General features: G+C 65.9%; 18 protein-coding genes. 6 read left to right on the forward strand and 12 right to left on the reverse strand.

All coding sequences use genetic code 11. The annotated features are described in order from the left end of the window. Nucleotides 1-48: 48 nt before the first annotated feature. The 3 genes from HLH34_RS00965 to HLH34_RS00975 are packed head-to-tail and all read right to left on the reverse strand — an operon-like array spanning nt 49 to nt 3,367. The gene (locus tag HLH34_RS00965; RefSeq protein WP_183117714.1) at nt 49-1,026 is read right to left on the reverse strand and encodes a glycosyltransferase family 2 protein; all 978 of its coding nucleotides are present in this window, start codon (nt 1,024-1,026) and stop codon (nt 49-51) included. After that, a complete protein-coding gene (locus HLH34_RS00970) occupies nt 1,023-2,207 on the reverse strand; it encodes a glycosyltransferase (protein WP_183117715.1) in 1,185 nt (394 codons plus the stop codon). Before HLH34_RS00970 ends, HLH34_RS00965 begins: the two co-directional genes overlap by 4 nt. Before the next feature lie 53 nt (nt 2,208-2,260). Continuing rightward, nucleotides 2,261-3,367 (reverse strand): GumK N-terminal domain-containing glycosyltransferase, encoded by a 1,107-nt coding sequence (locus HLH34_RS00975; RefSeq protein WP_183117716.1) that lies wholly within the window; start codon nt 3,365-3,367, stop codon nt 2,261-2,263. A 499-nt stretch (nt 3,368-3,866) separates the two neighbouring features. On the opposite strand from HLH34_RS00975, the gene HLH34_RS00980 reads away from it, so the two are divergent. From HLH34_RS00980 to HLH34_RS01000, 5 genes are read left to right on the forward strand one after another with little or no spacing between them, the layout of a single operon-like run. Continuing rightward, nucleotides 3,867-5,066: an acyltransferase family protein gene (locus HLH34_RS00980; RefSeq protein WP_183117717.1), complete on the forward strand. Its 1,200-nt coding sequence runs from the start codon at nt 3,867-3,869 to the stop codon at nt 5,064-5,066. Then, on the forward strand, nt 5,063-6,370 hold the full coding sequence (locus HLH34_RS00985) for a polysaccharide polymerase (protein ID WP_244959535.1): 1,308 nt from the start codon (nt 5,063-5,065) through the stop codon (nt 6,368-6,370). Before HLH34_RS00980 ends, HLH34_RS00985 begins: the two co-directional genes overlap by 4 nt. A gap of 21 nt (nt 6,371-6,391) precedes the next feature. Further along, entirely contained in the window at nt 6,392-7,387 is a 996-nt protein-coding gene (locus tag HLH34_RS00990; protein ID WP_183117718.1) for a glycoside hydrolase family 5 protein, read from the forward strand. A 25-nt stretch (nt 7,388-7,412) separates the two neighbouring features. Further along, nucleotides 7,413-8,567: a glycosyltransferase family 2 protein gene (locus HLH34_RS00995; protein ID WP_183117719.1), complete on the forward strand. Its 1,155-nt coding sequence runs from the start codon at nt 7,413-7,415 to the stop codon at nt 8,565-8,567. A gap of 43 nt (nt 8,568-8,610) precedes the next feature. Continuing rightward, nucleotides 8,611-10,143 carry a lipopolysaccharide biosynthesis protein gene (locus HLH34_RS01000; protein ID WP_183117720.1) on the forward strand — a complete coding sequence of 511 codons (1,533 nt, stop codon included), beginning with the start codon at nt 8,611-8,613 and terminating at the stop codon, nt 10,141-10,143. Nucleotides 10,144-10,154: 11 nt separating this feature from the next. On the opposite strand, the gene HLH34_RS01005 is transcribed toward HLH34_RS01000, so the two are convergent. From HLH34_RS01005 to HLH34_RS01040, 8 genes are all read right to left on the reverse strand, one after another. Then, entirely contained in the window at nt 10,155-11,021 is an 867-nt protein-coding gene (locus tag HLH34_RS01005; RefSeq protein WP_183117949.1) for a 2OG-Fe(II) oxygenase, read from the reverse strand. A gap of 218 nt (nt 11,022-11,239) precedes the next feature. Continuing rightward, nucleotides 11,240-12,385, reverse strand: a complete 1,146-nt coding sequence (locus HLH34_RS01010) for an acyltransferase family protein (protein WP_342354491.1) — start codon at nt 12,383-12,385, stop codon at nt 11,240-11,242. Nucleotides 12,386-12,516: 131 nt separating this feature from the next. After that, nucleotides 12,517-13,572, reverse strand: a complete 1,056-nt coding sequence (locus HLH34_RS01015) for an NAD(P)-dependent alcohol dehydrogenase (RefSeq protein WP_183117722.1) — start codon at nt 13,570-13,572, stop codon at nt 12,517-12,519. Nucleotides 13,573-13,726: 154 nt separating this feature from the next. Continuing rightward, nucleotides 13,727-15,421 (reverse strand): alginate export family protein, encoded by a 1,695-nt coding sequence (locus HLH34_RS01020; RefSeq protein WP_306417743.1) that lies wholly within the window; start codon nt 15,419-15,421, stop codon nt 13,727-13,729. 253 nt (nt 15,422-15,674) lie between these two features. Further along, the gene (ade, locus tag HLH34_RS01025) at nt 15,675-17,384 is read right to left on the reverse strand and encodes an adenine deaminase (protein WP_183117724.1); all 1,710 of its coding nucleotides are present in this window, start codon (nt 17,382-17,384) and stop codon (nt 15,675-15,677) included. Between the two features lie 75 nt (nt 17,385-17,459). Further along, complete coding sequence (locus HLH34_RS01030; protein ID WP_183117725.1) at nt 17,460-17,873, reverse strand: hypothetical protein; 414 nt, start codon at nt 17,871-17,873, stop codon at nt 17,460-17,462. 110 nt (nt 17,874-17,983) lie between these two features. Then, complete coding sequence (locus HLH34_RS01035) at nt 17,984-19,336, reverse strand: MFS transporter (RefSeq protein WP_183117726.1); 1,353 nt, start codon at nt 19,334-19,336, stop codon at nt 17,984-17,986. 93 nt (nt 19,337-19,429) lie between these two features. Further along, nucleotides 19,430-19,843 carry a VOC family protein gene (locus HLH34_RS01040; protein WP_183117727.1) on the reverse strand — a complete coding sequence of 138 codons (414 nt, stop codon included), beginning with the start codon at nt 19,841-19,843 and terminating at the stop codon, nt 19,430-19,432. A 179-nt stretch (nt 19,844-20,022) separates the two neighbouring features. Here HLH34_RS01040 and HLH34_RS01045 point away from each other — a divergent pair, with 179 nt between their 5' ends. Then, the gene (locus tag HLH34_RS01045; RefSeq protein WP_183117728.1) at nt 20,023-20,502 is read left to right on the forward strand and encodes a YaiI/YqxD family protein; all 480 of its coding nucleotides are present in this window, start codon (nt 20,023-20,025) and stop codon (nt 20,500-20,502) included. An 8-nt stretch (nt 20,503-20,510) separates the two neighbouring features. Here the strand turns inward: HLH34_RS01045 and HLH34_RS01050 are convergent, their stop codons facing one another. Further along, a complete protein-coding gene (locus HLH34_RS01050) occupies nt 20,511-23,024 on the reverse strand; it encodes an excinuclease ABC subunit UvrA (protein WP_183117729.1) in 2,514 nt (837 codons plus the stop codon). Nucleotides 23,025-23,312 lie beyond the last annotated feature (288 nt).

The raw sequence follows: 23,312 nt of genomic DNA on the forward strand, positions 1-23,312 counted from the left end.
CACTCCTGTCAAAGATGTTGTTCGTCCCGCCGGGCCGCGCCGGCCCGGTCATGCCGACCGCCAGATGGCAATGCGGCGGTGGAGTGCGCGGCCGACCTGTCGCCCGATGCGCGGGACGAAGGACGGCCGTCGTAGCGCCCGCGCCGCCAGGGCGCCGACGGCCCCGCGACGGATCGCCTGTGAAAAGAAATGCGCGTCGTCCAGCCTGGACAGGCCCTCGGCCCGGCGCAGCAGCAGGGCCGCCAGGCCCGGGGTCGCCCGGATGGCCGGGTGACCGGTCAGGTCGATGGCGGCCCGCGCCAGCGCGCCATAGGCGATGGTGGTGCGCGTCATGTCCGACGCCTTGCGGCTGACGGCCCCTTCGCGCTGGGTGTAGAGATAATGCGCGGCGTCGAGCATCCGGAAGCGCGCGCCATGCAGCAGCAGGGTCACCATGAAGGTGAAGTCCTCGCCATGGCGTTGCGCGGTGACGTAGCGGACACCTGACGAAAGCAGGAAGGCGCACCGGATCATCGGCTTCAGCAATCCCCAGTCGGGGCCGCGACCGTCGGCCAGATTGTGGGCCAGATAGGTCTCGACGCCGACGGGGCCATCGGGCACGGCGCGGGGGCCGAGGGCGCGGCCGGTCGTCCGAGCGGCGGCCGCGTCGTAGTACAGCAGGTCGTCGGCCACGATGTCGGCCGCCGGGTCGCGGGCGACGAGGCCCGCCAGCGCCGCCAGCCGGTCGGGGCCATAGGCGTCGTCGGCATCGAGGATCGCGATCCAGTCGCCCGTCGCCTGTGCGATGCCCGTGTTGCGCGCTGCCGATGGGCCGCCGTTCGCCGCCATGCACAGCAGGCGCACATTGGGGTGGCGCAGCGCCAGCGTCGCCACGATGTCGCGCGTCGCATCGGTCGAGCAATCGTCCACGACCAGGATCTCGGCGGCGGGCAGGCTCTGCGCCAACACCGAGCCGATTGCCCGTTCGACGAAGGGCGCTGCGTTGAAGACCGGTATGATGACGGTGATGGCGAGGGCATCCGTCATGCGCGTACCCCCGCCAGACGGTCGTACAGGTCTTCCAGCGCGTCGGTGCAATGCCGGATATCGTGCTGCTGGCGCACGAAGCCGCTGCCGGCGGCGCCCAGCCGGTCGGCCAGGGCGTCGTCGGTCAGCACCGCCAGCAGCCGGTCGGCCAGGGCATCGACATCGCCCTCGGCAAAGGCGTAGCCGGTCTGGCCGTCGACAATCCCCTCGGTCACGCCGCCCCGGGCCGAGGTGACGACCGGCACGCCGCTGGCCTGGGCCTCCAGCAGCACCAGCGGCAGGCCCTCGGCGTCGCCGCTGGTGGCCGTGATGCTGGGCAGGCAGAAGACGCGCGCCTGACCCATCAGCGCCTGCACCCTGTCGCGCGACACCGCGCCGGTGAAGACCACGTTGCCCATCGTCCCGGCCTGTGCCTCCAGCGCCGGGCGTTCGGGGCCGTCGCCCGCGACGATCAGCTGCGCGGCCGGCAGCGTGCGGCCGATCCGGCTGAAGGCCTCGATCAGGAACCGGCATCCCTTCTTCTCGACCAGTCGCCCCAGGAACAGGATCACCGGCGGCCGGCGGCCGGGCGACGGGTCCTGGGGGGTGAAGCGGCCGGGATTGATGCCGATATGGCGGATATGGACCCGGTCCGCCGGCAGGCCCACCGCGATCGCGGCGTCACGGATATGATCGGACACGGCCACGAAACTGACCTCGGGCCGCGACGCCAGCCGTTCCAGCCGGCGAGGATAGCCCTTCCAGCGCCGACCGGACCGTCCGGCGGCGAACCAGTCCATATGGGTGGTGATGTCGGCCCCGTGCAGCGTCACCAGTAGCGGGACCGACAGCGAGCGGGCCAGATGCCATGCCTCGACCCCGTCGAACCCGAAATGGGCGTGGATCAGCGACGGCCGCACATGGCGCGCGATCCGGGTCAGGCCCGGGGGCGCCATGTCCAGCGTGCGGGCCAGCAGGCTGCGGGCGCGCTGGGGCAGCGTCGCCGGGCCGCTATAGCGGGTCCGGGCCGCCAGCCCGTCCAACGGCAGGCGGTCGACCAGGCGTTCGCCGATCATGACCGGCTTCCACCGTTGCAGGGCCAGGGACTGGTCCCGTACAAAGGTTTCGGACAGCGGCAGGATCTCGGTCCGGTAGATACCCACTGTCGGACAATCCGTCACGGCGCCGGTCCTCTGGAGCATCCTTCATTCCTTCCTGTCGTGGTCGGACCGATGGGTCGGGCCGCCGGGCGGGATCAGATCCTGGTGTCGGAATAGGCGTGGGGGGTCATGATGCGGTCCACGACCTCGTCCCAGCCCAGCATGGGTGTGTCGATCGGGGTGTCGTGCGCCAGGGCGGCGTCCACCGCGCGTGCGATCGATGCCGGGTCGCCGGGCACATATCCATAGCGCCCGGGCTGGTCGCCCCGGGCGAATTCCGGACAGACCGCCGGTATGCCGAACAGTCCGAACTGACGTAATTTCAGCGAGGTATCGAGCAGATAGCGGGGCGTCTGCCGGTCCAGATAGGGCGCCACGCCGAAGGCGGCGTGCTGGACGAAGGGCAGTGTCTGTTCGAACGGCATTTCGTCATGGACGATAATGTTCGGGGCCGAGAGGCCCGCCGCTGCCTTGCCTGCCCCGATGATGTGGAAGTCGATATCCGGAAACGCCGCCGCCGCGGTTGAAAAGAAGGTCGCGTCGAACAGCATGGACCCGACCGAGACGCACCCGCGGCGCGTGCCGTAGGGGTCGACGTAGCGCCGTTGAGCGAGGGACCGGTCGATGCCCTGCGGCACGAAGACCGAGGACCGTTCGTGGGGCATGCCGTCGCGCAGCAGTCGCGACGGCAGCCGAACGGTGTCGATGCTGTCGAAATTGGCCCGGAACCGTCGCTTGATGGTTTCGGCACAATCGACGACGTCCAGATCGTCGGACGCCAGATAGATGATCCTGGCGGTCGGGTTCAGGCGCCGCGCGTCCTCGATGAACACCGGCGCCATGCCGGATTCAATGAAGATGGTGTCGGCCTCGCGCAGCCATTGGCGTGGGATGCGCGGAATGAGCCTGCGATAGAGCCAGAACATTGATTCTTCGACCCGTGCCAGGGCAGGGCGGCGCAGGTTGAACGGATGCCAGCTTGTTCGCCACAGGAAACATTCGACATGGTCGAAGACCTCGACCCGATTGGCCCGGGGGGCCAGATCGGTGCGCGTGTCGCCCCGATGTTCCGATAACCGGCTGAGACCGATGGAAAAGAACCGTGTCCGCCCACGCTTCGCCAGTTCGGACGTAATGAAATGGACGCTCGCCTTCCGGCGGGACCGATAATCATGCACGGATATGACAAGTGAATTCGTCATGCGCTCGGTCTGCCTCTTCTTCTTTACGGGCCGCGCCGAAAAGGACGCAGTATCTGCTCAGATAGAAAACGGGGCGTCCGGCATCGGAAGCGCGTAATGCCGAAACGTTTAAGGGATAAACGAGAAAAACGCAAGAAAATCGAATCCTGCAAACCAAAAAGGGTCACCCGCTATCCGGACGGGAAATGAGGCTTTTTTTTGACGAATTGATGGGCCTGATGGGGCGCACCTTACGGATTCTGCATTTTCCGGAAATTTTTCCAGGGACGCGAGGTTGTGCTTGCTAGGCGCCGCAGGATGAGGATAAGGCTGATTTCGGCCGGATGAAGGGCCGCGCCCGGCAAGGTGCTGGTCGGGTTGCATTCCGGTCCGTATTTTTCAGCAAGATCCATATTTCAGGTCTCTTTTCCGGCGGGCGGGACCCGTTGCGTGATGTGGCGCGCTGCCGTGCTCGGGCAGCGGCCGGCCAACGGATTTGCTCTGGCGGAAGGATGGGCGGATGTCGGATCATCTGTTTGAGGCGCGGTCGGAAAAAACGTATCTTCAACAGCTTACTTCCATCCGTGGCGTGGCGTGCCTGGTCGTTCTGGTCGGACATGTGATCCAGACCATCCGCTATGATCCGCTGCCGCCATCGCCGCATCGGCACTGGGTGCGCGACCTGGTCACCTATGCCTTCAATGCCCAGGGCGCGGTGTTGCTGTTCTTCGTCCTCAGCGGCTGCGTCCTGTCGCTGTCGCTGCGCCGGGTCGTCACCTTCGACTGGCAGACCGTCGCGGGCTTCTATGTCAGGCGGGCCTTGCGCATCTATCCGTTGCTTTGGGTATCGGTCCTTTTCTCGATTGTTGTTACAACATACGTTCGTGCCTCGATGGATATCGGGGTCTATGTCGACTGGCTGGCGCGTAATCTGGCCTCCACACTCTCGCCCGCGCATGTCGGGCTGGCGCTGGTAGGGGCCTATACCCGTTATAACGGCCCGATGTGGTCGTTGCGGGTCGAGCTGATCTTCTCGATCCTCTTTCCCGGCATTCTGCTGTTGATGCGTGCCCGGCGCCTGCGGGGCTGGGCGCTGGCCGGACTGTTCGCCATGGCGCTGGTGCCCATGCCGTCGGAGATCGGGCTGAATTTCGGCCTGGCGTTCGCGCTGGGGGCACTGATCCCGCTGATGCCGCGGATCGGCTGGGCGTCTTCGGCGCTGATTCCCGTGGCGGCGACGCTGGTGCTGATGTACGACCGTCTGGCCCTGGGCGGTCATGCCGTGCCGGAACAGATCTATGACGTGATCGAGACCCTGGCCGCATTCGTCATCGTGCGCGACCTCTACGCCTCGGGCCGGTCCTTCGGCGTGCTGACCAGCCGGACGGCCGTCCGGGTCGGCGAATGGTCCTACAGCATCTATCTGCTGCACCTGCCCATTCTGCTGCTGGTCTTCGACCTGATGCAGCAGTGGATGGGCCTGCCCCCCCTGCTGGCTCATCCGGGATGGAGCCAAGGCCTGCTGGCGGTGCTGACCATCGGGGTGACGGTGGCGGTGTCCAGCCTGACCTATCGATGGGTGGAACTGCCGCTGCATAATATCGGACGGGGACTGGCGCGCCGCATCGAACATCCCGTGACACCGGCGACCGGTTGGCGAAACGATGCCGCGCCACGGCCGATGCCGTCCGCCCGCATGGAATACGAGCGCGAATCATGACGATCGCATATGCAACCCCAGGCCGTGTGCTGGCGACGGCGGGCGACCCGCGGGGCGGAAAATATCTGGTGATCGCGGGTGGCTCATTCAACCTTTGGTTGTGCTTCGTCGCCACCCGGGGCTGGCTGCATGTCGGCAACGCCCAGATCGCGGCGATGGAACTCACGATCATGGCTGTCGGATTCTACATGATCCGAAACCGGATCGACAGGAATGCGATCTGGATCATGGCGGTGACCTTCGCCTTCCTGGCCGGTGCGAAGCTGGTCAATCCCGCGATCAGCTTCAAGATCCTGCATGACTTCGGGATCATGTACATTTTCTATCAGTTGGGCCGCATGGCGTCCGAACGCACGGCGCGTTCGACGATCTGGGTCCTGATGGTCATGGTCCTGGTCGTCGGCTTCGTCGAGCTGGTCTTTACCCAGGCTTTTGCACAGGCTTTCAATATCTGGGACTATTACGTCCAGAAGGGCGTCATTTCCAGCGACACGGTAAATTACAGCAATACCAATCTGTTTCTCAGCGGCAACCGGGGGGCGGGCGCCGGCCGTACTTTCTTCGAATCCGTCTTCGGGCCGCATCGTGTCTCGTCCATCTTTCTGGAACCTGATTCGCTGGGAAATTTTTCCGCCGTCGTGTTCGCATGGTGTCTCAGTGTCTCGAGAAACCAGCCTGGCCGGCGCTGTGTGGTGTTGTACATCCTGGCGGCCCTGTGTTTCGTTCTGGCCGATTCCCGTTTCGCATCGGGGTGCTGCGCGCTGATGCTGATGCTGCGGCTGACGCCGCTGTGCCGGGTGGCGCTGGTGACGTTCCTGCTGCCGCTGCTGGTGGCGACGGCGCTGACGCTTGTCGGTTCGTTTCACGAACTGCCGGGCGTGCTGCCGGCCATCCTGAAGGACGATCTGTCCGGCCGGCTGATCTTTTCCGGCCGCCTGCTGGACTACTGGCATGTCGGGCAATGGTTCGGCATGGCGCCGTCGCAGGTCTACACGTCGGATACCGGCTATGCCTATGTCCTGAACAACCTTGGGGCGATCCTGACGCTGTTCTATCTGGGCCTGTTCGCGTTTCGGCCCCCACGCTCGCGCGAGGGCGAGATCATGAAGGCGATGATGTCGGTCTATTTCGCGACGTCGCTGTGCATCGGGGCATCGGTTTTCACGATCAAGACGGCGGCCCTGCTGTGGTTCCTCTACGGAACGACCGAGGCCGGGCACGCTGCGTCGGATGGCGCGTCCGCGCGCCCGCGTTTTGCGGCCCGTCGTCCGATCATGTCCGCCATGACCGAAATCGCGGCCTGATCCTGATATATGGGAAATGCCATGCGTATCCTGACATATTTGCGCTGTGCCGCTACCCTGTCGTTGATGGTGGGCCTGTCCGCGCCGAGCCTGGCGCAGGAGTACAAGGGGGTAAACCTGGCGGGTGCGGCTTATTCCTCGAACAAGATTCCCGGCCGCTATGGCTACGACTATCTGTTTCCCAAACCCGGCGAGGTCGAATATTTCCGGGGGAAGGGGATGAACATCTTCCGGATCTCGGTGCTGTGGGAACGCTTGCAGCCCGTGCGCCAAGGCGCGCTGGACCCCGCTTACCTGGGCCGGCTGCGCGATTTCATCGCCGAGGCGGACCGGTCCGGCGCGAAAGTCGTGATCGACGTGCATGATTACGGCCGCTATCGCGGCGTGCCGATCGGCACGGACCCGGTGACGTCAGCCGATTTCAGGGATTTCTGGACCCGCATGGCCGTAGCGTTCGGCGAAAGCCCGGGCGTCATGTTCGGCCTGATGAACGAGCCGCAACTGCATTCGGCCGACGCCTGGCGCGACATCCAGCAGCAGGCCATCCTGGGCATCCGGGGGGCAGGGGCGAAAACCCCCATTCTGGTGTCGGGTATTTCGTGGGATGCCGCGCATAATTTCGCCACGGTGAACGGACCGGCCTTGCAGTCCCTGCAGGACCCCGCGCATGCCCTGCTGTACGAGGTTCACGAATATTTCGATGCCGACAGTTCCGGGCGCAGTCCCGACTGCATTCCCCAAAGCCAGGTCGTCGGCCGTCTGGCGCCGTTCACCGCCTGGCTGCGCCAGACCGGACACAAGGGGTTCCTGGGAGAATTCGGGGTCGGCCGCAACGATATATGCCTGCAGGACCTGGACCAGGTCGGCGCCTATCTGGCGGCGAATACCGACGTGTGGACCGGCTGGACCTACTGGGCAGCGGGGCCGCTATGGGGTGAATATATGTATACGCTGGAACCGAAGAACGGAACCGACCGGCCGCAAATGGCGGTATTGCAGAAATATCTTTCCCGGTGACAGGCGCGATGGAAGGCATGGTGCAATGACGGACCCGATTATCGACGTTCTGGTTCCCGCCTATGAAGCGGAGCGGACGATCCGCTCGTCGATCGACAGCCTGCGCCGCCAAACCGTCCGGAATATCCGGATCGTGGTCGTCAATGACGGCTCTACCGACCAGACGGGCCGGATATTGGCCGAACTGGCCCGGGACGATGCGCGGATCAAGGTGGTGACACAGGCCAACCAGGGGATCGTGGCGGCATTGTCCCACGGGCTGGAGGCATGCCGCGCGCCGTTCCTCGCGCGACACGATGCCGACGATCTGGCGGCCCCCGATCGCCTGGAGCGGCAGATGCGCTATCTGGAGGACCATCCGGACTGCGTCGCCGTATCGGGTGGAGGGATGCATATCGACGCCGACGGCCGGCCGACCGGCGGGCGGGTACGCCTGGCGTCGGTAGAGGCTGCCGATCCGGCCGGGGCGCCCGCGCGCGAGCCTTATCTGCCGCAGCCCTTCCTGCTGATGCGGCGGGCGGCGTTCGACGGGGTGGGCGGCTATCGCAGCCTGGCGGTCGCCGAGGACAGCGACCTGTACTGGCGCCTGTCCGAAATCGGCACATTGCGGAACATCGACGAGAGCTTCGGATCGTACCGCGTGCATGCCGGAAGTATTTCAAGCCGGTCCATCCGCAACGGCCGGTCGCTGGCGTTCTGGTCCCAGATGGCGGCCCTGTCGGCGCGGCGGCGGCGGGCCGGCCAGCCGGATCTGGTCTTCACGCCCGACGCGCTGCGCCAGCGCGAGGCGTCGGTCACGCTGGACGACTTCCTGCGGGCCGGATGCGCGGGCCTGACGGCCGAGGAACGGTCATGGCTGGCGCTGGCGTCGGGCCTGAAGCTGGCGGCGCTTGCCCTCTATCGGCCTTATGAACTGGATGGCACCGATTGCGATTTCATTCGCCGCGCATTGCGGGATCGGCCCCTGCCCATGACGGCTGACAATCGGGCGGAAATGGCCGACCTGCTGATGGCGACCGCGACGCGCCTGGCGGTCCATGGCCGCCTGGGCGACGCGGCGAAGCTGGTCTCGCCGGTCCGCTATCCCGTGTTGCTGGGGCGTATCTCGTTCCGCCTGGTGTTGCCGGCGGGATTGCGACAACTGGTCAAACGGGCGGCCGGGCGCGTGCAGCCGGCCTGAGGCCGGCCATCGCGCGGACCATGACGGATCATTTGGGGGATTCATGACGGCACAGGCGGAACGATCGGGCGGACGGCAGGGCGGCCTGGGCAAGGCGGCCACCAGCGGCTTCCTCTGGCTGCTGGTGCAAAGCGTCGCGGCACGGGGGATCGGCTTCGTGTCGCAACTGGCGCTGGCGTGGCTGCTGACGCCCGCCGATTTCGGCGTCATCGGCCTGGCCTATACCGTGTTCGGCATCGCCAACGCCCTGGTCAGTTTCGGCGTGGATGACGTACTGCTGCAACGCCAGAAGGCGATCATGTTCTGGACCGCGCCCGCCTTCTGGATCTGCCTGTCGCTGGGCGTGCTGGGCATGGTGGGCATGCTGGTCGCGGCGCCGTTCGCCGCGCGCTGGTATCATTCCCCCGAACTGGTGGGGCTGATCGCGGCCCTGGCCGTGGCGACGCCGATCAAGACGCTGGCCACCGTTCCGTCGGTCAGGATCCGCGCCGACATGAATTTCCGATTCCTGGCCGCATACAACACATTCGAAATCTTCGCGCTGCAGCTTGGCACGATCCTGCTGGCGTGGCTGGGCTGCGGGGCCTACAGCTTTGCCATCCCGATTCCGGCCCTTGCGGTCATCAAGGCGGCGCTGTTCTGGTGGAAGGCGCCGCCGCGCATCGGGCGGCTGTTCCGGAAGGTGCAATTGCAATACATACTGGGCAGCAGCACGACCGTCTTTGCGACCCGGACGATCATCGAGATCGTCAATCAGGGGGATTATATCGTGCTGGGGCTTATTGCCTCGCATTCCGTGGTGGGCCTGTATTTCTTCGCCTTCCGGTTTTCGGCGCAACCGGTGCGCATGCTGGCCGGAAATTTCATCAATGTTCTGCTGCCGGCATTCGCCCAGTTGCGGGCCGACCCGTTGCGCCAGACCGAGGCGGCGCTGAAGGCGTGCCGCCTGCTGGCCTATATGGTGGTGCCGTTCTGCTTCATGCAGGCCGCCCTGGCGGGGCCGGGGCTGCATGTCCTGTTCGGCGAACGCTGGATCAAGGCGGTGCCTTACGTGCAGATCCTGAGCATGGGCCTGCCCTTCGACGCGGTGTCGTGGATCACCGGGTCGCTGTTGAGCGCGCGGCGCGAATTTCGCGCCGGGTTGATCTTCGCCCTGATCTCGGCGCCAATCTTCTTCGGCATGGCGATCGCGGGGGGGGGGCTGGGCAGCGCATTCGGCGTGGCGATGGCGGTGGCGCTCTATTATTTCACCTATCCGCCGCTTTGCTCGCTGCTGATCCTGCATCGGTGCGGTGTCGGGGTCGGCCGGGTCCTCGAACTCTATGTCATGCCGTTCCTGGTGTCCGCGCTGTCGATCGGCGGCGGTTATCTGATCTCGCTGTTGCCGCTGGTCCGCACGTACGACCTGGCCAGGATCGTCGTGATCGGTGTCGTCGGCACGGGATTGTATCCCGTCATTCTTTATGTGGTGCGGCGGGATGTCTTCGATCAGCTTTGCGACCGTTTCGGGGGGATCATCGGAAAATTCCGCCGGGTCAGGATCGCCGCCCCGCAGGCGGTGGCGTCCGGCGGCTGATAAGGGTGCCTTTAACGCCCGGGCAGGCGCTGCGTCATCCGGGCCTTTAGCATATGCCGGGTCTTCTGCAACAACCGCACCATCGGGGTCGGCAGGGTGTTATGCAGCGCGCTTTGCAGGCGTGCGCTCGCCGACTGGCCTGGGCGTGAAACATAGACGGTCGTCGATTTCATTTCGGACGTTGCGTCATTGGTATAGAAATAGGCGATCAGCGCCTTGCGCTCGAGGCCCGGCCTGACAGGGCTCGGATGTCCATGAGCAGCTATTTTCGACTGCTCCATCAGCACGGTCCGCCCGAAAAGGGGCGGGATCTCTACCGCGCGCGCCGATGGCCGTACGGTCCAGAGTTCCAGATTGCCCCCATTTCGGCTGTCCCAGTCCGCATTGAGGTATGTCAGCAGTGCCAGGCGGTTGGTCAGCTTGGTTTGGGGATGTTTCTGGAAATCGATGTGCAGGTCGAAATGTCCGCCGCCCGACACGACATGCATGCCCCCGCCGTAAAGGGATGGATCGGGAAGAAGGTTTTCGATGCCCGTCAGGCTGGTCAGGAGACGCAGAAACGGACCTGAGTAAACGAAATCGAAATACCTCTGTATATTATCGGGAAGGTCGGCATTTGGAGCCGTCCCGATCTTCTTCTGCAAGGCCGTGTCGTAGGATTTCCATTGCCAGTCGCTCCGGTGGCGATAGTCGTTCAGTATCGGCAATAGCCACTGCGCCGGGAATAGATCGTCGATGATCAGGTGAGGAAAAGGGTGCGCCGACTGATAGCTGTTGCGTAACCGTTCGACCGGCTCTTTCAGGCCCAGCGCGCGGACCGTGAAAGGGGGCGACGACCCCTTGTCGGACTGTGTATCGTCGGAAATGGTCGGACCCATATTAAATCGCTCATCGCAGGTGGGGGGCGAGGGGAATAAATGACAGGCCGATGTTGGAAGCCCCGGTGGCGCGCGGGTTTTCCGTTTCCGATCTTGCAAGATGTCTTCGGCTTGAAAATGGAGCCGCGATCATGGACTGAACAGCTCGGAAGCTATCTCACATTACAAAATAATGCAAAGCATTCGGTCGCATATCAAGCGCGTATTATGTCGTGGCTCTACAGCCTGCCGGCGGTATTGCTTTCGACCATTCGTTGCGATGCCCCACGCGGTTTCAGGTTCAGGAAAATCCTTGTCTGCTCCGTCAGGGGTTTTTCCAGGTACCTGTGCATCACCAGCCCCAGAACGATCGCGGCCAGCACGTTGGCCGGGTGCAGCAGGGTTGTTGTCAGGACGGGCAATCCCGCCAGGCCGGCGGCCTGGCCGACCATCCTGCCGGTTATGTCGAATGCAATCTGCTGGAAAAGATATATCGCATAGGATGCCGCGCCCAGTTCCAGCAGGGTACGGCTTTGCGGCATATATCCCGCGCGTTCGAGGGCCAGGACCGCCGACACGATGAATACCGCCCCCGCTCCGAACAGCAGATCACGGTTGAACGGGATGAGAAGAAGGAAGGCGGCCGTCAGGGCGACTGTCGCGCCGGCAATCCACCAGCCCGGCATGCGGTTCAGCCTGATGCCGTAAAGGCGTCCCAGCAGCATGCCGGCGAGAAATTCCAGAAGCAGAGGGGAGGTATAGATCGTCAGGGCCGGCGTGTGGGGGGGCCAGGCGGCGGCCAGTATGACAAGCATGCCGAACAGGATGCTTGCCACGCCCAGGCGCCGCACGCTGTCCAGCATCAGGAGTGCGCCGAAAATCAGATAGAAAAAAACCTCGTACTGCAACGTCCAGCCCAGATAGAGCGTCGGCCAGATATGGCCGCCCGGCCCCCAACTGGGAATGAACAGCAGCGAGGCCAGCAGGTGCCCGGGACTTCGATCGGTGACCGAAGGTGTGAAGATGCCTGCGGCCGCCAGCAGAATCGTCAGGGCGGTGGCGGCCCAGTACGGCGGAACGATGCGCGCGATGCGGTCCAGATAGAAATGTCGCGGCCCGATATCGCGCCCATCGGTCAGCGCGATCATGATGAATCCGCTGATGACGAAGAACAGGTCGACACCGTGCTGGAAAAATCGAATGGCGGGGAAGATATTTTGGAACTGATGAAACAGCACGACGCCGATCGCCGCCACGGCCCGGAGATATTGAAGCGAGACGATCGTATTGCGGCCGCGCAGATGGTCTGGCGAAGGGGCGGCAATACCATCGGCCCTCCGGTCCGGCGGGCCTTGATCGGCGCGAGCGGGGTGGGGCATCCGCATGGTGGGGCTCCGTCCTACGTCATGCTGCAAGGACGTCAGGATATCGTATTCCGCCGGGTCTGACAGGTCATAATGATCGGATTGGGGAATCGTTCCGATATTTCTTTCGTACGCCCCCCCCCCCCCCGGGCCTACGCCACCGCCGGCAAGGTGGCCATGTCGATGACGAAGCGGTATTTCACGTCGGACCGCAGCATCCGTTCGTAGGCGGCCTCGATCTGGTCCATGCGGATCATTTCGGTATCGGCGGTGATGCCGTGTTCGCCACAGAAATTCAGCATCTCCTGTGTTTCAGGGATGCCGCCGATCAGCGAGCCGGCGAAGCTGCGGCGCTTCATCAGCAGGCCGAACACCGAAACCGGCAGGGGGTCTTCGGGTGCGCCGACCTGCACCAGGGTGCCGTCGCGCTTCAGCAGGTTCAGATAGGCGTTGATATCGTGATTGGCGGCGACCGCGTCCAGGATGAAGTCGAACCGTCCGGTCTCGCGCGCCATGGCGTCCGGGTCGCGCGACAGTACGACCTGGTGGGCACCGAGGCGAAGCCCGTCCTCGATCTTGCTGGCCGAGGTGGTGAACAGCACGACCTCGGCCCCGAAGGCGCGGGCGAACTTCACCCCCATATGGCCCAGCCCGCCCAGGCCCACGATGCCGACGCGCTGGCCCGGCCCGACCTTCCAGTGGCGCAGCGGCGAATAGGTGGTGATGCCGGCGCACAGCAACGGCGCCACCGCGGCGGGGTCCAGATTGTCCGGCACCTTCAGCACGAAGGCCTGGTCGACCACGATGGCGCGGGAATAGCCCCCGAAGGTGATGCCGCGCCCATGGCGGTCCTGGCCGTTATAGGTGCCGACGAACCCGTTCTCGCAATATTGCTCGAACCCGTCGCGGCAGCTTTGGCAGGTGCGGCAGGAATCGACCAGGCAGCCGACGCCCACCAGGTCGCCGGTTCTGAAGCGGGTGACCGACGAACCGGTTTCCGCCACGCGGCCGACAATTTCGTGGCCCGGGACGCAGGGGTAGATCGTGTTGCGCCATTCGTTGCGCGCCTGGTGCAGGTCGGAGTGACAGACGCCGCAAAACAGGATGTCGATGCGGACGTCCTCGGGCCCGGTATCACGCCGTTCGAACCCGAAAGGGGCGAGGGGCGCGTCGGCAGCGGTGGCGGCGTAACCTGTGCATGCGAACATGGGTGGAGATTCCTTCCGGATTGTCAGGGACGGTTCCGGTCCTGCTGCGTGGCAGCGTCCGGCCTGGATATCCTGCGGGCAGGACGCCGGTTCTGTCCAGCCTGCGCGGCCATGGGTCGCGATGACCCCCTGACCTGCGCCAGTCAGCGGGGTGTCAGAAGGTGAAGTCGAGGTTGGACTGGATGTAGGCCCCCGACGTCGCGCCGCCGCGCGTGAAGGCGTGCGAGGCGAACAGATATTCGCCGTCGAGGCTGAGGGTGATGTGCCGCGTGGCGCGCCAGGTGAAGCTGCCCTGCGGGATGGTCGCGACGTAGGCCCCGCCGCGCGGTCGGTAGGCATAGAAGGTGTTGCTGGACGTGTAGACCGCGTCATTGACGCTGTTGCGCCAGACGACGGGCGCTTTCAGCATCAGGCTGGTATTGGTGCTGGTGGTCAGGGTGACCAGCGGTCCGACATCGATGATGTTCGAGAGGCCCAGGTCGGTGCTGAGGTCGAAGTAATAGGCGCTGGGCACCCAGGGGGACAGGAAATTGCCCCAGCTTCCCGTCGCGCTCTTGCGGGTGTCGCCGCCCGACATGTCGTCGGCCTGCACGCCGATGGACGGCTTGCCCCACCATCTGGCGAAGCGCCAGGACAGGGTGGCGTTGAACCCGTAGGCCGAAACCGGCCGGCTGGGTCCATTCTGCGCGGCGTTGAAATACCCGCCCTGCCACATGCCGCCGGCCGAGAATTCGATTGGTCCCGCATTGCCCCAGATCCGCATGCCCGGCGCGTCGCGCCGGGTCGAACCCGCCTGCGAGCCGAAGATCGAACCGCCCTGCTTCGGGATCGGGCTGCTGGCCAACAGGTATCCCAGGTAGAACGCGTCCACGAAAACCTGGCTTTTCTTGCCGAATGTGGTGAATTGCGGCACCGCATAGGACGTATAGGCGCCGAACAGGCGCGAGCGGTATCCTACCTGATCGTGGAAGGGCAGATACGGATTGGCGTTGGTCAGTGTCAGGTCGAACAGATCGACCCGGAACCGCTTCCAGAACGCATATCCGCGGATGCCATTCCAGGAATAGGGGACGGTGGGATAGACGCTGCCGGCCGATACATAGGGTGGGACATCCAGGAAGTTCATGCGTCCGACCATGATGCCTGTCATCGCCCCGAGCAGCTTGCCGCGCACCTCGACGAACGCCTGCTGTACGTCCAGCTTGGACCGCCAGCGGCCAGTATAGCCGTAATAATTCATGCCGCCCGCCTGGCCGCTCATCAGTTCGCCATAGAGGCGGACATGTTCGCCCAGATGCAGGTCGGCGCCCAGATTGAAGCGCAGGGTCGACCGGTAGGACGGCGACCGCTTGACCGCGCCGAACTGCGCGAACTGGTCGTAGAATCCGTGATGGCGGAAATTGCCGCTCAGCGTCAGGTAGACCGATCCGGATTCGTTGAACGGGATGTATTTCAGGGAGTCGGCCCAGTCGATGTGATTGCGGGCCGCTCTCAGGCTCGACCAGTCTTCCGCCCAGCGCGACACGGCGTAATACCCCACCGTGCCGAAGCCGGCGGCCGCGGCGGTGGCGGTGTTGAAGATGCCCCATGGCCCCTGGTGCAGCAGCGCCGGGGGCAGCGGGTGCAGATTCAGCAACTGCGGTTGCCCGTACAGTTCTGGCCGGCTGGTCAGTGGGGGCAGCAGGCTGCCGCCCCCCGGCACCTGCGGCGGCGTGGTTCCGGACGCCGTGGGCGTTGCGGCGGATGATTCGGGGGGCTCGCCCGGTGCAAGCTGGATGCGGGTTGCGACGATGTCGGCGCTGGTCGGAACTGCATGGGCCGGCAGGGTGAATGCAATGCCGGCGGTCATGGGCAGGACGCCCCGTCTGAAATTGCGCAGGGCAGGAAAGGATAAGAACGTTGGGAAGACATGCATGATCGAGTCTTTTTCTTTTTTGATCTTGGGACCGGTCACAGTCATGCGATGACTACAACCCTGTCCTGCATGTGTTGTGGAGCATTAGTCGCGGATCGTCACTTCGAATTTGCGTGTTCTCTCGCTTTCCTTGCCGGCGGCCGTTTTTTTCCAGTAAAGCCGGATTGACAGGCCGCGAATGCGGCGGTCAGCCGATCAGTGTCATCCGATCAACATCGACCAGCCCGTGATCGGTGATCTTCAGGCGCGGGACCACCGGCAGCGGCAGGAAGGCCAGTTGCAGGAACGGCTCGTCCAGCGTCACGCCCATCGCGCGGGTCGCCGCGCGCAGGGCCTCCAGCCGGTCGCGCACGTCCTCGAACGGCGCGTCGCTCATCAGGCCCGCGATCGGCAGCGGCAGTTCCTCGCGCACCTGCCCGTCCTCGACGATCACGAAGCCACCGCCGATCCGGGCCAGACGGTTCACGGCGGCCGCCATGTCATCGTCATCGACGCCGACGACGCAGATATTGTGGGCATCGTGCCCGACCGAGGACGCCAGCGCCCCGCGCCGCAGCCCGAACCCTCGCACGAAACCCCGGGCCATGTTGTCGTTCAGCCCGTGCCGCGCCACGACCGCGACCTTGGCCACGTCCAGGTCGGCGCGCGCGCCCACCGCGCCCGCCTGGCTCCCGAGGTCGATCGTCAGGTAGTCGGTGATGATCTGTCCGGGGATGATGCCGATCACCGGCATGTCCCGGCCGTCGCCCGCCACCGCGAAATCGGCCGCTGCAAGCGGACGGCGCAGATGCACGCTGTCCCGCCCGGGGACGTCGATGACCGGCCGCGCCGCCAGCGCGGGGCCGATGGGCCGGCCGCCGGCCAGCACGTCCGACACCAGGCAGTCTTCCAGATCGTCGAGGAAGACGATATCGGCCCGCTTGCCCGGCGCCAGCATTCCGCGATCGGTCAGCCCGAAGGCGCGCGCCGCCGACAGGCTGGCCGCGCGATAGGCGGCAATCGGCGGCACGCCGCGGGCGATGGCGCTGCGGATCAGGAAGTCGATATGGCCTTCGTGCGCGATTTCCAGCGGATTGCGGTCGTCGGTGCAGAAGGCCATGAACGGCGAGGTCGCGACCGTCAGCAGCGGTGCCAACGCCGCCAGATCCTTGCAGACCGACCCCTCGCGGATCAGCACGGTCATGCCCTTGCGGATCTTTTCCAGCGCCTCGTCCGCGCGGGTAGCCTCGTGGTCGGTCGAGATGCCGGCGGACAGGTAGCCGTTCAGCCGTTGGCCGGTCATCAGCGGGGCGTGCCCGTCGATATGCCGGCCCGCGAAGGCCACCAGCTTGTCCATGCAGTCGTCCGCGCAGGACAGGACGCCGGGCATGTTCATGAACTCGGCCAGCCCGATCACCTTGGGGTGGTCCATGAACGGGGTCAGCGCATCGGCCCGCAGCACGGCGCCCGAGGTTTCCAGCGCGGTCGAGGGCACGCAACTCGACAGGTTGACGCGCAGGTCCATGACCATCCGCGTCGCCGCATCCAGGAAATAGCGCAGCGCGATAACGCCCAGCACGTTCGCCATCTCGTGCGGGTCGCAGATCGCGGTGGTGACCCCGTGCGGCAGCACGCAGCGTTCGAATTCGAACGGCGTGACCAGCGACGATTCGATATGCAGATGCGTGTCGATGAAGCCCGGAACGACGATCCGGCCCTGCCCCTCGATGATCGTGGCCCCGTCAAAGCGGCCCAGCGTGCCGACGATGGTGTCGCCGCAGACTGCGATGTCGGTCGGGATCAACTCCCCGGTCACCAGGTCGAACAGCCGGACGTTGCGGACGACCAGATCGGGGGTCTGCTGTCCGCTTCCCTGGCGGATCCGGCGGGCGAGGACGTCGTGCGATATCGTGCTCATGACATTCCTAAGCACGATCGGGGGCGTCGCGTCCACCGTATCCGCGCTGCGGGGAATGCCCTGGGGGACGCGCCCTCAACGGCTGGGAACGGGGGCCTCGTCCAGGGCGATGACGGTCTGGCTGATCGACACGTTGCCGGACATCGGGTTGTCGGCGGTGCGGGTATCGATGCCGTGCGTGATCTGGCGCAGGTCGGCCAGTTCGGTGCGGACGTCGTCCAGAATCTCGACCAGGGCGGCATGGTCGGCGGCCGCCCTCTCGTCCGAACTGCGCGACAGGATGGCGCTGCCGACCATCAGCGCCGGCAGCGCCACAAGCTGGATGCAGTTGCTGACATAAAGCAGCGTATTCTGCCAGGCCGGGGCAACCAGCGGCAGCAGCGAGAAGAACAGGAACGCGTAAACGCACCAGATACTGCCGAAGATCACCGTCAGCCGGATCGCGACCCGGTCGTTGACCGTATTGATGAACGTCCTGCCTGTGGTCATTGCCTGTTTCGCCCTGCTGCCGCGGCCTGTCCCGCCCGATGGGCGTATCAGGTGCGCTGCGGCTTCGCCATATCCCGGGCCGAAGGGCAGATATTCACCCTGGCCGGCCGTCACGCCCCGGACAAATGCCCCTTGCCCGCGTCCGGGGCGGCCGCGTTGCCGGCCAGGCCGCCGGGGATGGCGCCGGCCTGGCCCGGCATGGCCCACAGGGCGATCGCGCCGGCCAGCGCCGTCGCCGTGACGTACAATGCCGGGGCATAGGGGCTGTGGGTCACCAGGGCCGAGACGAAGGCCGGCGTCAGGCCGCCGAAGATAGCGTAGGACAGGTTGTAGGAAAACGACAGGCCGGAAAAACGGACCGGGGCCGGAAACGCGCCGACCATCGCGATCGGCACCAGGCTGACATAACTGCCGCCTAGGCCTGCCAGTGCGGCCAGCGGCAGGAACCAGCCGGGATGGGCCGGGGCCACGTCATACAGGCCCCACGCGCCCAGGATCAGCAGGCCCGTCACCGGCACGATCATGGCGCGCAATCCCCACCGGTCGGTGGCCGCGCCGACCAGCACCGCGGCCACGGTGATGACCAGGGTGGCGACAAGGCTGGCGTACAGCGTCGCGGACGGGGGAAACCCGTGCAGCGTCTGCAGCAGCGCCGGCATCATCAGCAGCAGGACCACGATCGCCGCCGTCAGCGTCCAGGTGGCCATGATCGACAGCACGACCGCCACCCGGTGTTCGGCCAGGATGGTGGCCAGCGGCAGCCGCCGGGCCAGTTCGGCGCGCGCATGCATTTCGGCGAAGACCGGCGTTTCCTCCAGCCAGCGCCGCAGGACCATCGCGATCAGTCCGAAAATCCCGCCCAGAAGGAAGGGAATCCGCCAGCCCCAGTCGGCCACGGTGGCGGGCGGCAATGCCGTGTTCAGCGCCAGCGCCACCAGCGACCCGATCAGCATGCCCGCCGTCAGCCCGCCGGTCAGCAGGCCGCAGGCCAGCCCGATGCGGCCCGCGCCGGCATGTTCGGCCACGAAGACCCATCCGCCCGGGGCCTCGCCGCCGATCGCGGCCCCCTGCAGCATGCGCAGCACCAGCAGCGCCAGCGGCGCGCCCACCCCCAGCAGGCCGAAACCGGGCAGCAGGCCCATCAGCAGGGTCGGCACCGCCATCAACAGCACGCTGAAGGCGAACATTTTCTTGCGGCCCAGCGTGTCGCCGAAATGCGCCATGATGACGCCGCCAAGCGGCCGTGCCAGGTAGCCGGCCCCGAACAGGCCGAACGTCTCGGTCTGGCGCAGCCAGTCGGGCTGGGCGGCGGGGAAGAAATGCTGGGCGATGATCTTCGCGAAATAGGCGAAGATCACGAAATCGTAGAATTCCAGCGCCCCGCCGAGGGCGGCGAGGGCCAGGGTGCGCAACTCCCCGCCGCTCAGGCCGGCGGGGCGCTGCGCGACGACGGTCGAGGACATCGGGCGGGGTCCATGTTCGTTACGCGGGATGTGCATCCACCACGAAGCCGTGCGGAATTGCAAGCTTTCGCCCCGTCCGTCGCCGTCGGGCGCTCAGGGGGCAGGGTCGCACCCGACCATCCACGCCACGCCGAACTTGTCGACCAGCATGCCGAATTGCGGCGCCCAGAAGGTCTGCTGCAAGGGCATGGTGATGCTGCCGCCGTTCGACAGGGCGGTGAAGATCCGGCCGGCATCCCCGGCCGTGTCGGCGGTGACCGAAATGGAGAATCCGGCCGGCGTCACCGCCTTGTCCGGCATGCCGTCCGACCCCATCACGACCTGTCCGTCCACCGTCAGCGCCGCATGGCAGATGCGGTCGCGCTGGTCGAGGGGCACGCTGTCGGCCATCGGGGTGTCGGCGAAGGTCATCATGGCCGTGATTTCGCCGCCCAGCGCGGCCTGGTAGAAGGCGAACGCCTCGCGGCATCTGCCGTCGAAGGCGTAGACATATGCACTGATCCTCATGTCGGCGGTCTTTCCTGCTGGAACGTGTCCTGTTGGAACCTGTCTGGGATCGCGCCCTGCGGCGCGGACGGATCCTGATCCAGCCGCCGGGATATCCGCAAGATTTTCGTCTCAGGCCCATGCCTTTGCCGCGCGGCCCGGGCGCGGTAGGATTGGCGTCGGACAGAGAAAGGGGGCGGATGACCCGCATTTTCATCGACGCGGACGCCTGTCCGGTCAAGGACGAGGTCTATCGCGTCGCGCTGCGCTACGGGGTTGGGGTGTGCGTCGTGTCCAATCGCATGATGGCGGTGCCGGACACGCCCCTGATCGAACGGGTGGTGGTGGACCACGGCCCCGACGTCGCGGATGACTGGATCGTGGAGCGGGCCGGGCCGGCCGATATCGTGATCACCGCCGATATTCCGCTGGCTGCCCGCTGCGTGGCCGGACAGGTGGCCACGATGGACCCGAAGGGGCGCCTGTTCGACGCGGATTCGATCGGCATGACCCTGGCCATGCGCAATCTGATGGACGATCTGCGTTCGACAGGAACAGTGACGACGCACAACCGGCCGTTCGGCAAGGCCGACCGGTCGGCCTTCCTGTCGGCGCTGGATACGCTCATCGTCCGCCTGCGGCGGCGGCCCGTCACTGTCCGGCGGCCGCCGGAAGCGTAGGCCGGAGATTATCCGCCCGTGACCCGGCGCAGGAACGGCGCGGTGCGGCTGTCGGAGACCAGGGCGATGTCGGCCGGACGTCCGGCGGCAACGACCCGCCCGCCGGCGTCGCCCGCCCCGGGGCCGAGATCGACGATCCAGTCGCTGGCGGCGGCCACGCGCATGTCGTGCTCGGCCACGATGACGGTGTGGCCGGCGGCCACCAGGCTGTCCAGATGGGTCATCAGCCGGTCCACGTCCGACGGGTGCAGCCCGGTCGTCGGTTCGTCCAGCACATACAGCGTGTGGCCGCGCCGCTGCTTCTGCAGTTCGGTGGCCAGCTTGATGCGCTGGGCCTCGCCGCCCGACAGCTCCGTTGCCGGCTGGCCCAGCCGCAGATAGCCCAGCCCGCCCCGGCGCAGCGTGTCCAGGCTGACCTCCAGCGCCGGATGGTCGGCGAACAGGGCGTAGGCGTCGTCCACGTTCAGGCCCAGGATGTCGGCGATCGAATGGCCGCGATAGGTGACTTCCAGCACCTCGGGACGGTAGCGCGCGCCATGGCAGGTGGGGCAGGGGGCATAGACGCTGGGCAGGAACAGCAACTCCACCATCACCGCGCCCTCGCCCTCGCAGGTGGGGCAGCGTCCCTTGGGCAGGTTGAAGGAAAACCGCCCGGCATCGTAGCGGCGGCTGCGCGCCAGGTCGGTGTTGGCGAACAGCTTGCGCACCGTGTCGAACAGCCCGGTATAGGTGGCCAGGTTCGACCGCGGCGTGCGGCCGATCGGCTTCTGGTCGATCATTACCAGCCGCCGCACCCCCGCCAGCCCATCGGCCACATGACCCTGCGGTTCGCGGGCGGCGGGGGCGGGGCCGTCCTGCGCGCCGTCATGCGTTTCGACGGGCAGGGCCTGTCCCAGCGCGCGGGCGACGATGCCGACCAGGGCCTGGCCCACCAGGCTGGACTTGCCCGATCCGGATATGCCGGTGACGGTCGTGAACGCGCCCAGCGGGAAGGCGACTTCCAGCCCTGCCAGATTGTTCCATGTCACGTCCGTCAGCCGCAGCCATCCGGCAGGTTCGCGCGGCGTGCGGCTGACCGGGGCGGGGGGCGCGAACAGGTAGGGCCGCGTCCGCGACCGGGCGACGTCGCGCAGGCCCTCCGGCGGGCCGCTGTACAGGATCTCGCCCCCGCGCTCGCCGGCGTCGGGGCCGACATCGACGATCCAGTCCGCGCGGCGGATGACATCCAGATTATGCTCGACGACGAACAGCGAATTGCCGGCCGCGCGCAACCCGTCCAGCGCCGCCAGCAGCGCCTGGGTGTCGGCGGGATGCAGGCCCGACGACGGTTCGTCCAGCACATAGACGACGCCGAACAGGCTGGACCGGATCTGCGTGCCCAGCCGCAGGCGCTGATATTCGCCGGGCGACAGGGTCTGCACCCCGCGGTCGAGTTGAAGATAGCCCAGCCCCAGGTCCAGCAGCACGCCGATGCGCCCGATCAGATCGGCGGCGATGCGCCGGGCCACGATGTCGGTCGCCTCGGTGCCCGTCGTACCGGCCGCGGGCCGCAGCAGGTCCGCGATCCGCGCCAGGGACAGGGCGGCAAGCTGTGCGATGTTCAGCCCGGCAAAGGTGACGCGCAGCGCGTCGGGGTTCAGGCGCTGGCCATGGCAGGAGGGGCAGTCGGTCGCGACCATGAAGGATTCGGCGCGCTTACGCATCGCGGCGCTCTGCGATTTCGCGAAGGTCTGCGTAACATAGCGGCGCGCACCGGTGAAAGTGCCGTTGTAGGAGGGCTCGATATCATGGGCGATCGCGCGCCGCACCGCGTCGCGGTCCAGGCCGGGATAGACCGGGACGGTCGGCGTCTCGTCGGTGAACAGGATCCAGTCGCGGGTGTCGCGGGGCAGATCGCGCCAGGGGCAGTCCACGTCGATGCCCATGGTGATCAGGATATCGCGCAGATTCTGGCCCTGCCATGCGGTCGGCCAGGCGGCGACCGCGCGATCGCGGATCGACAGGCTGTCGTCGGGCACCAGCGTGCGTTCGGTGACGTCATGGACGCGCCCCAGCCCGTGGCAGCGCGGGCAGGCCCCCATCGGCGTGTTGGGCGAGAAGGACTCGGCCTCCAGCATCGCCAGGCCGGGCGGGTAGGTGCCGGCGCGGGAATAGAGCATCCGCAGCAGGTTCGACAGCGTGGTGACGCTGCCCACCGACGACCGGCTGGTGCTGCCGCCGCGCTGCTGCTGCAACGCCACGGCGGGCGGCAGGCCGTCGACGGAATCGACGTCGGGAACGGGCATCTGCTGGAACAGCCGCCGCGCGTAGGGCGAGACCGATTCCAGATAGCGGCGCTGGGCCTCGGCATATAAGGTGCCGAAGGCCAGCGACGATTTGCCCGAACCCGACACTCCGGTGAACACCACCAGCCGGTCGCGCGGCAGGTCCAGGCTGACGTCGCGCAGGTTATGTTCCCGCGCACCGCGTACGCGCACGGCGTCCGTCGATGTGGTGGTGTCGCGTATCGGCTCAGGGGTCATGTCGGCGCAGTCTTCCGGTCGTCGGGTCCAGGCGGTGGTTTAGACCATAACCGCCCCCCGGCAATGATCGGAACCGACATCGACCCACCATGCATGACGCGGCGAGAATATATTTTTTTGATTGGGGCGGGGTCCGCCGCCGCTTCGGTCTGGTGAAGAATGTTAGTCCGGCAACCGCCCGATATCCATCTAACATTTTGTCATGAAATCATATTTTTCGTCGCAAAACTGGCACTTGGTGTCGTTTTTCACAAGGATGTGACTGTCCGGATCCTTGCTTTCGCAAAT

The sequence above is a fragment of the Gluconacetobacter azotocaptans genome, assembly GCF_014174355.1.
Taxonomy (GTDB): domain Bacteria; phylum Pseudomonadota; class Alphaproteobacteria; order Acetobacterales; family Acetobacteraceae; genus Gluconacetobacter; species Gluconacetobacter azotocaptans.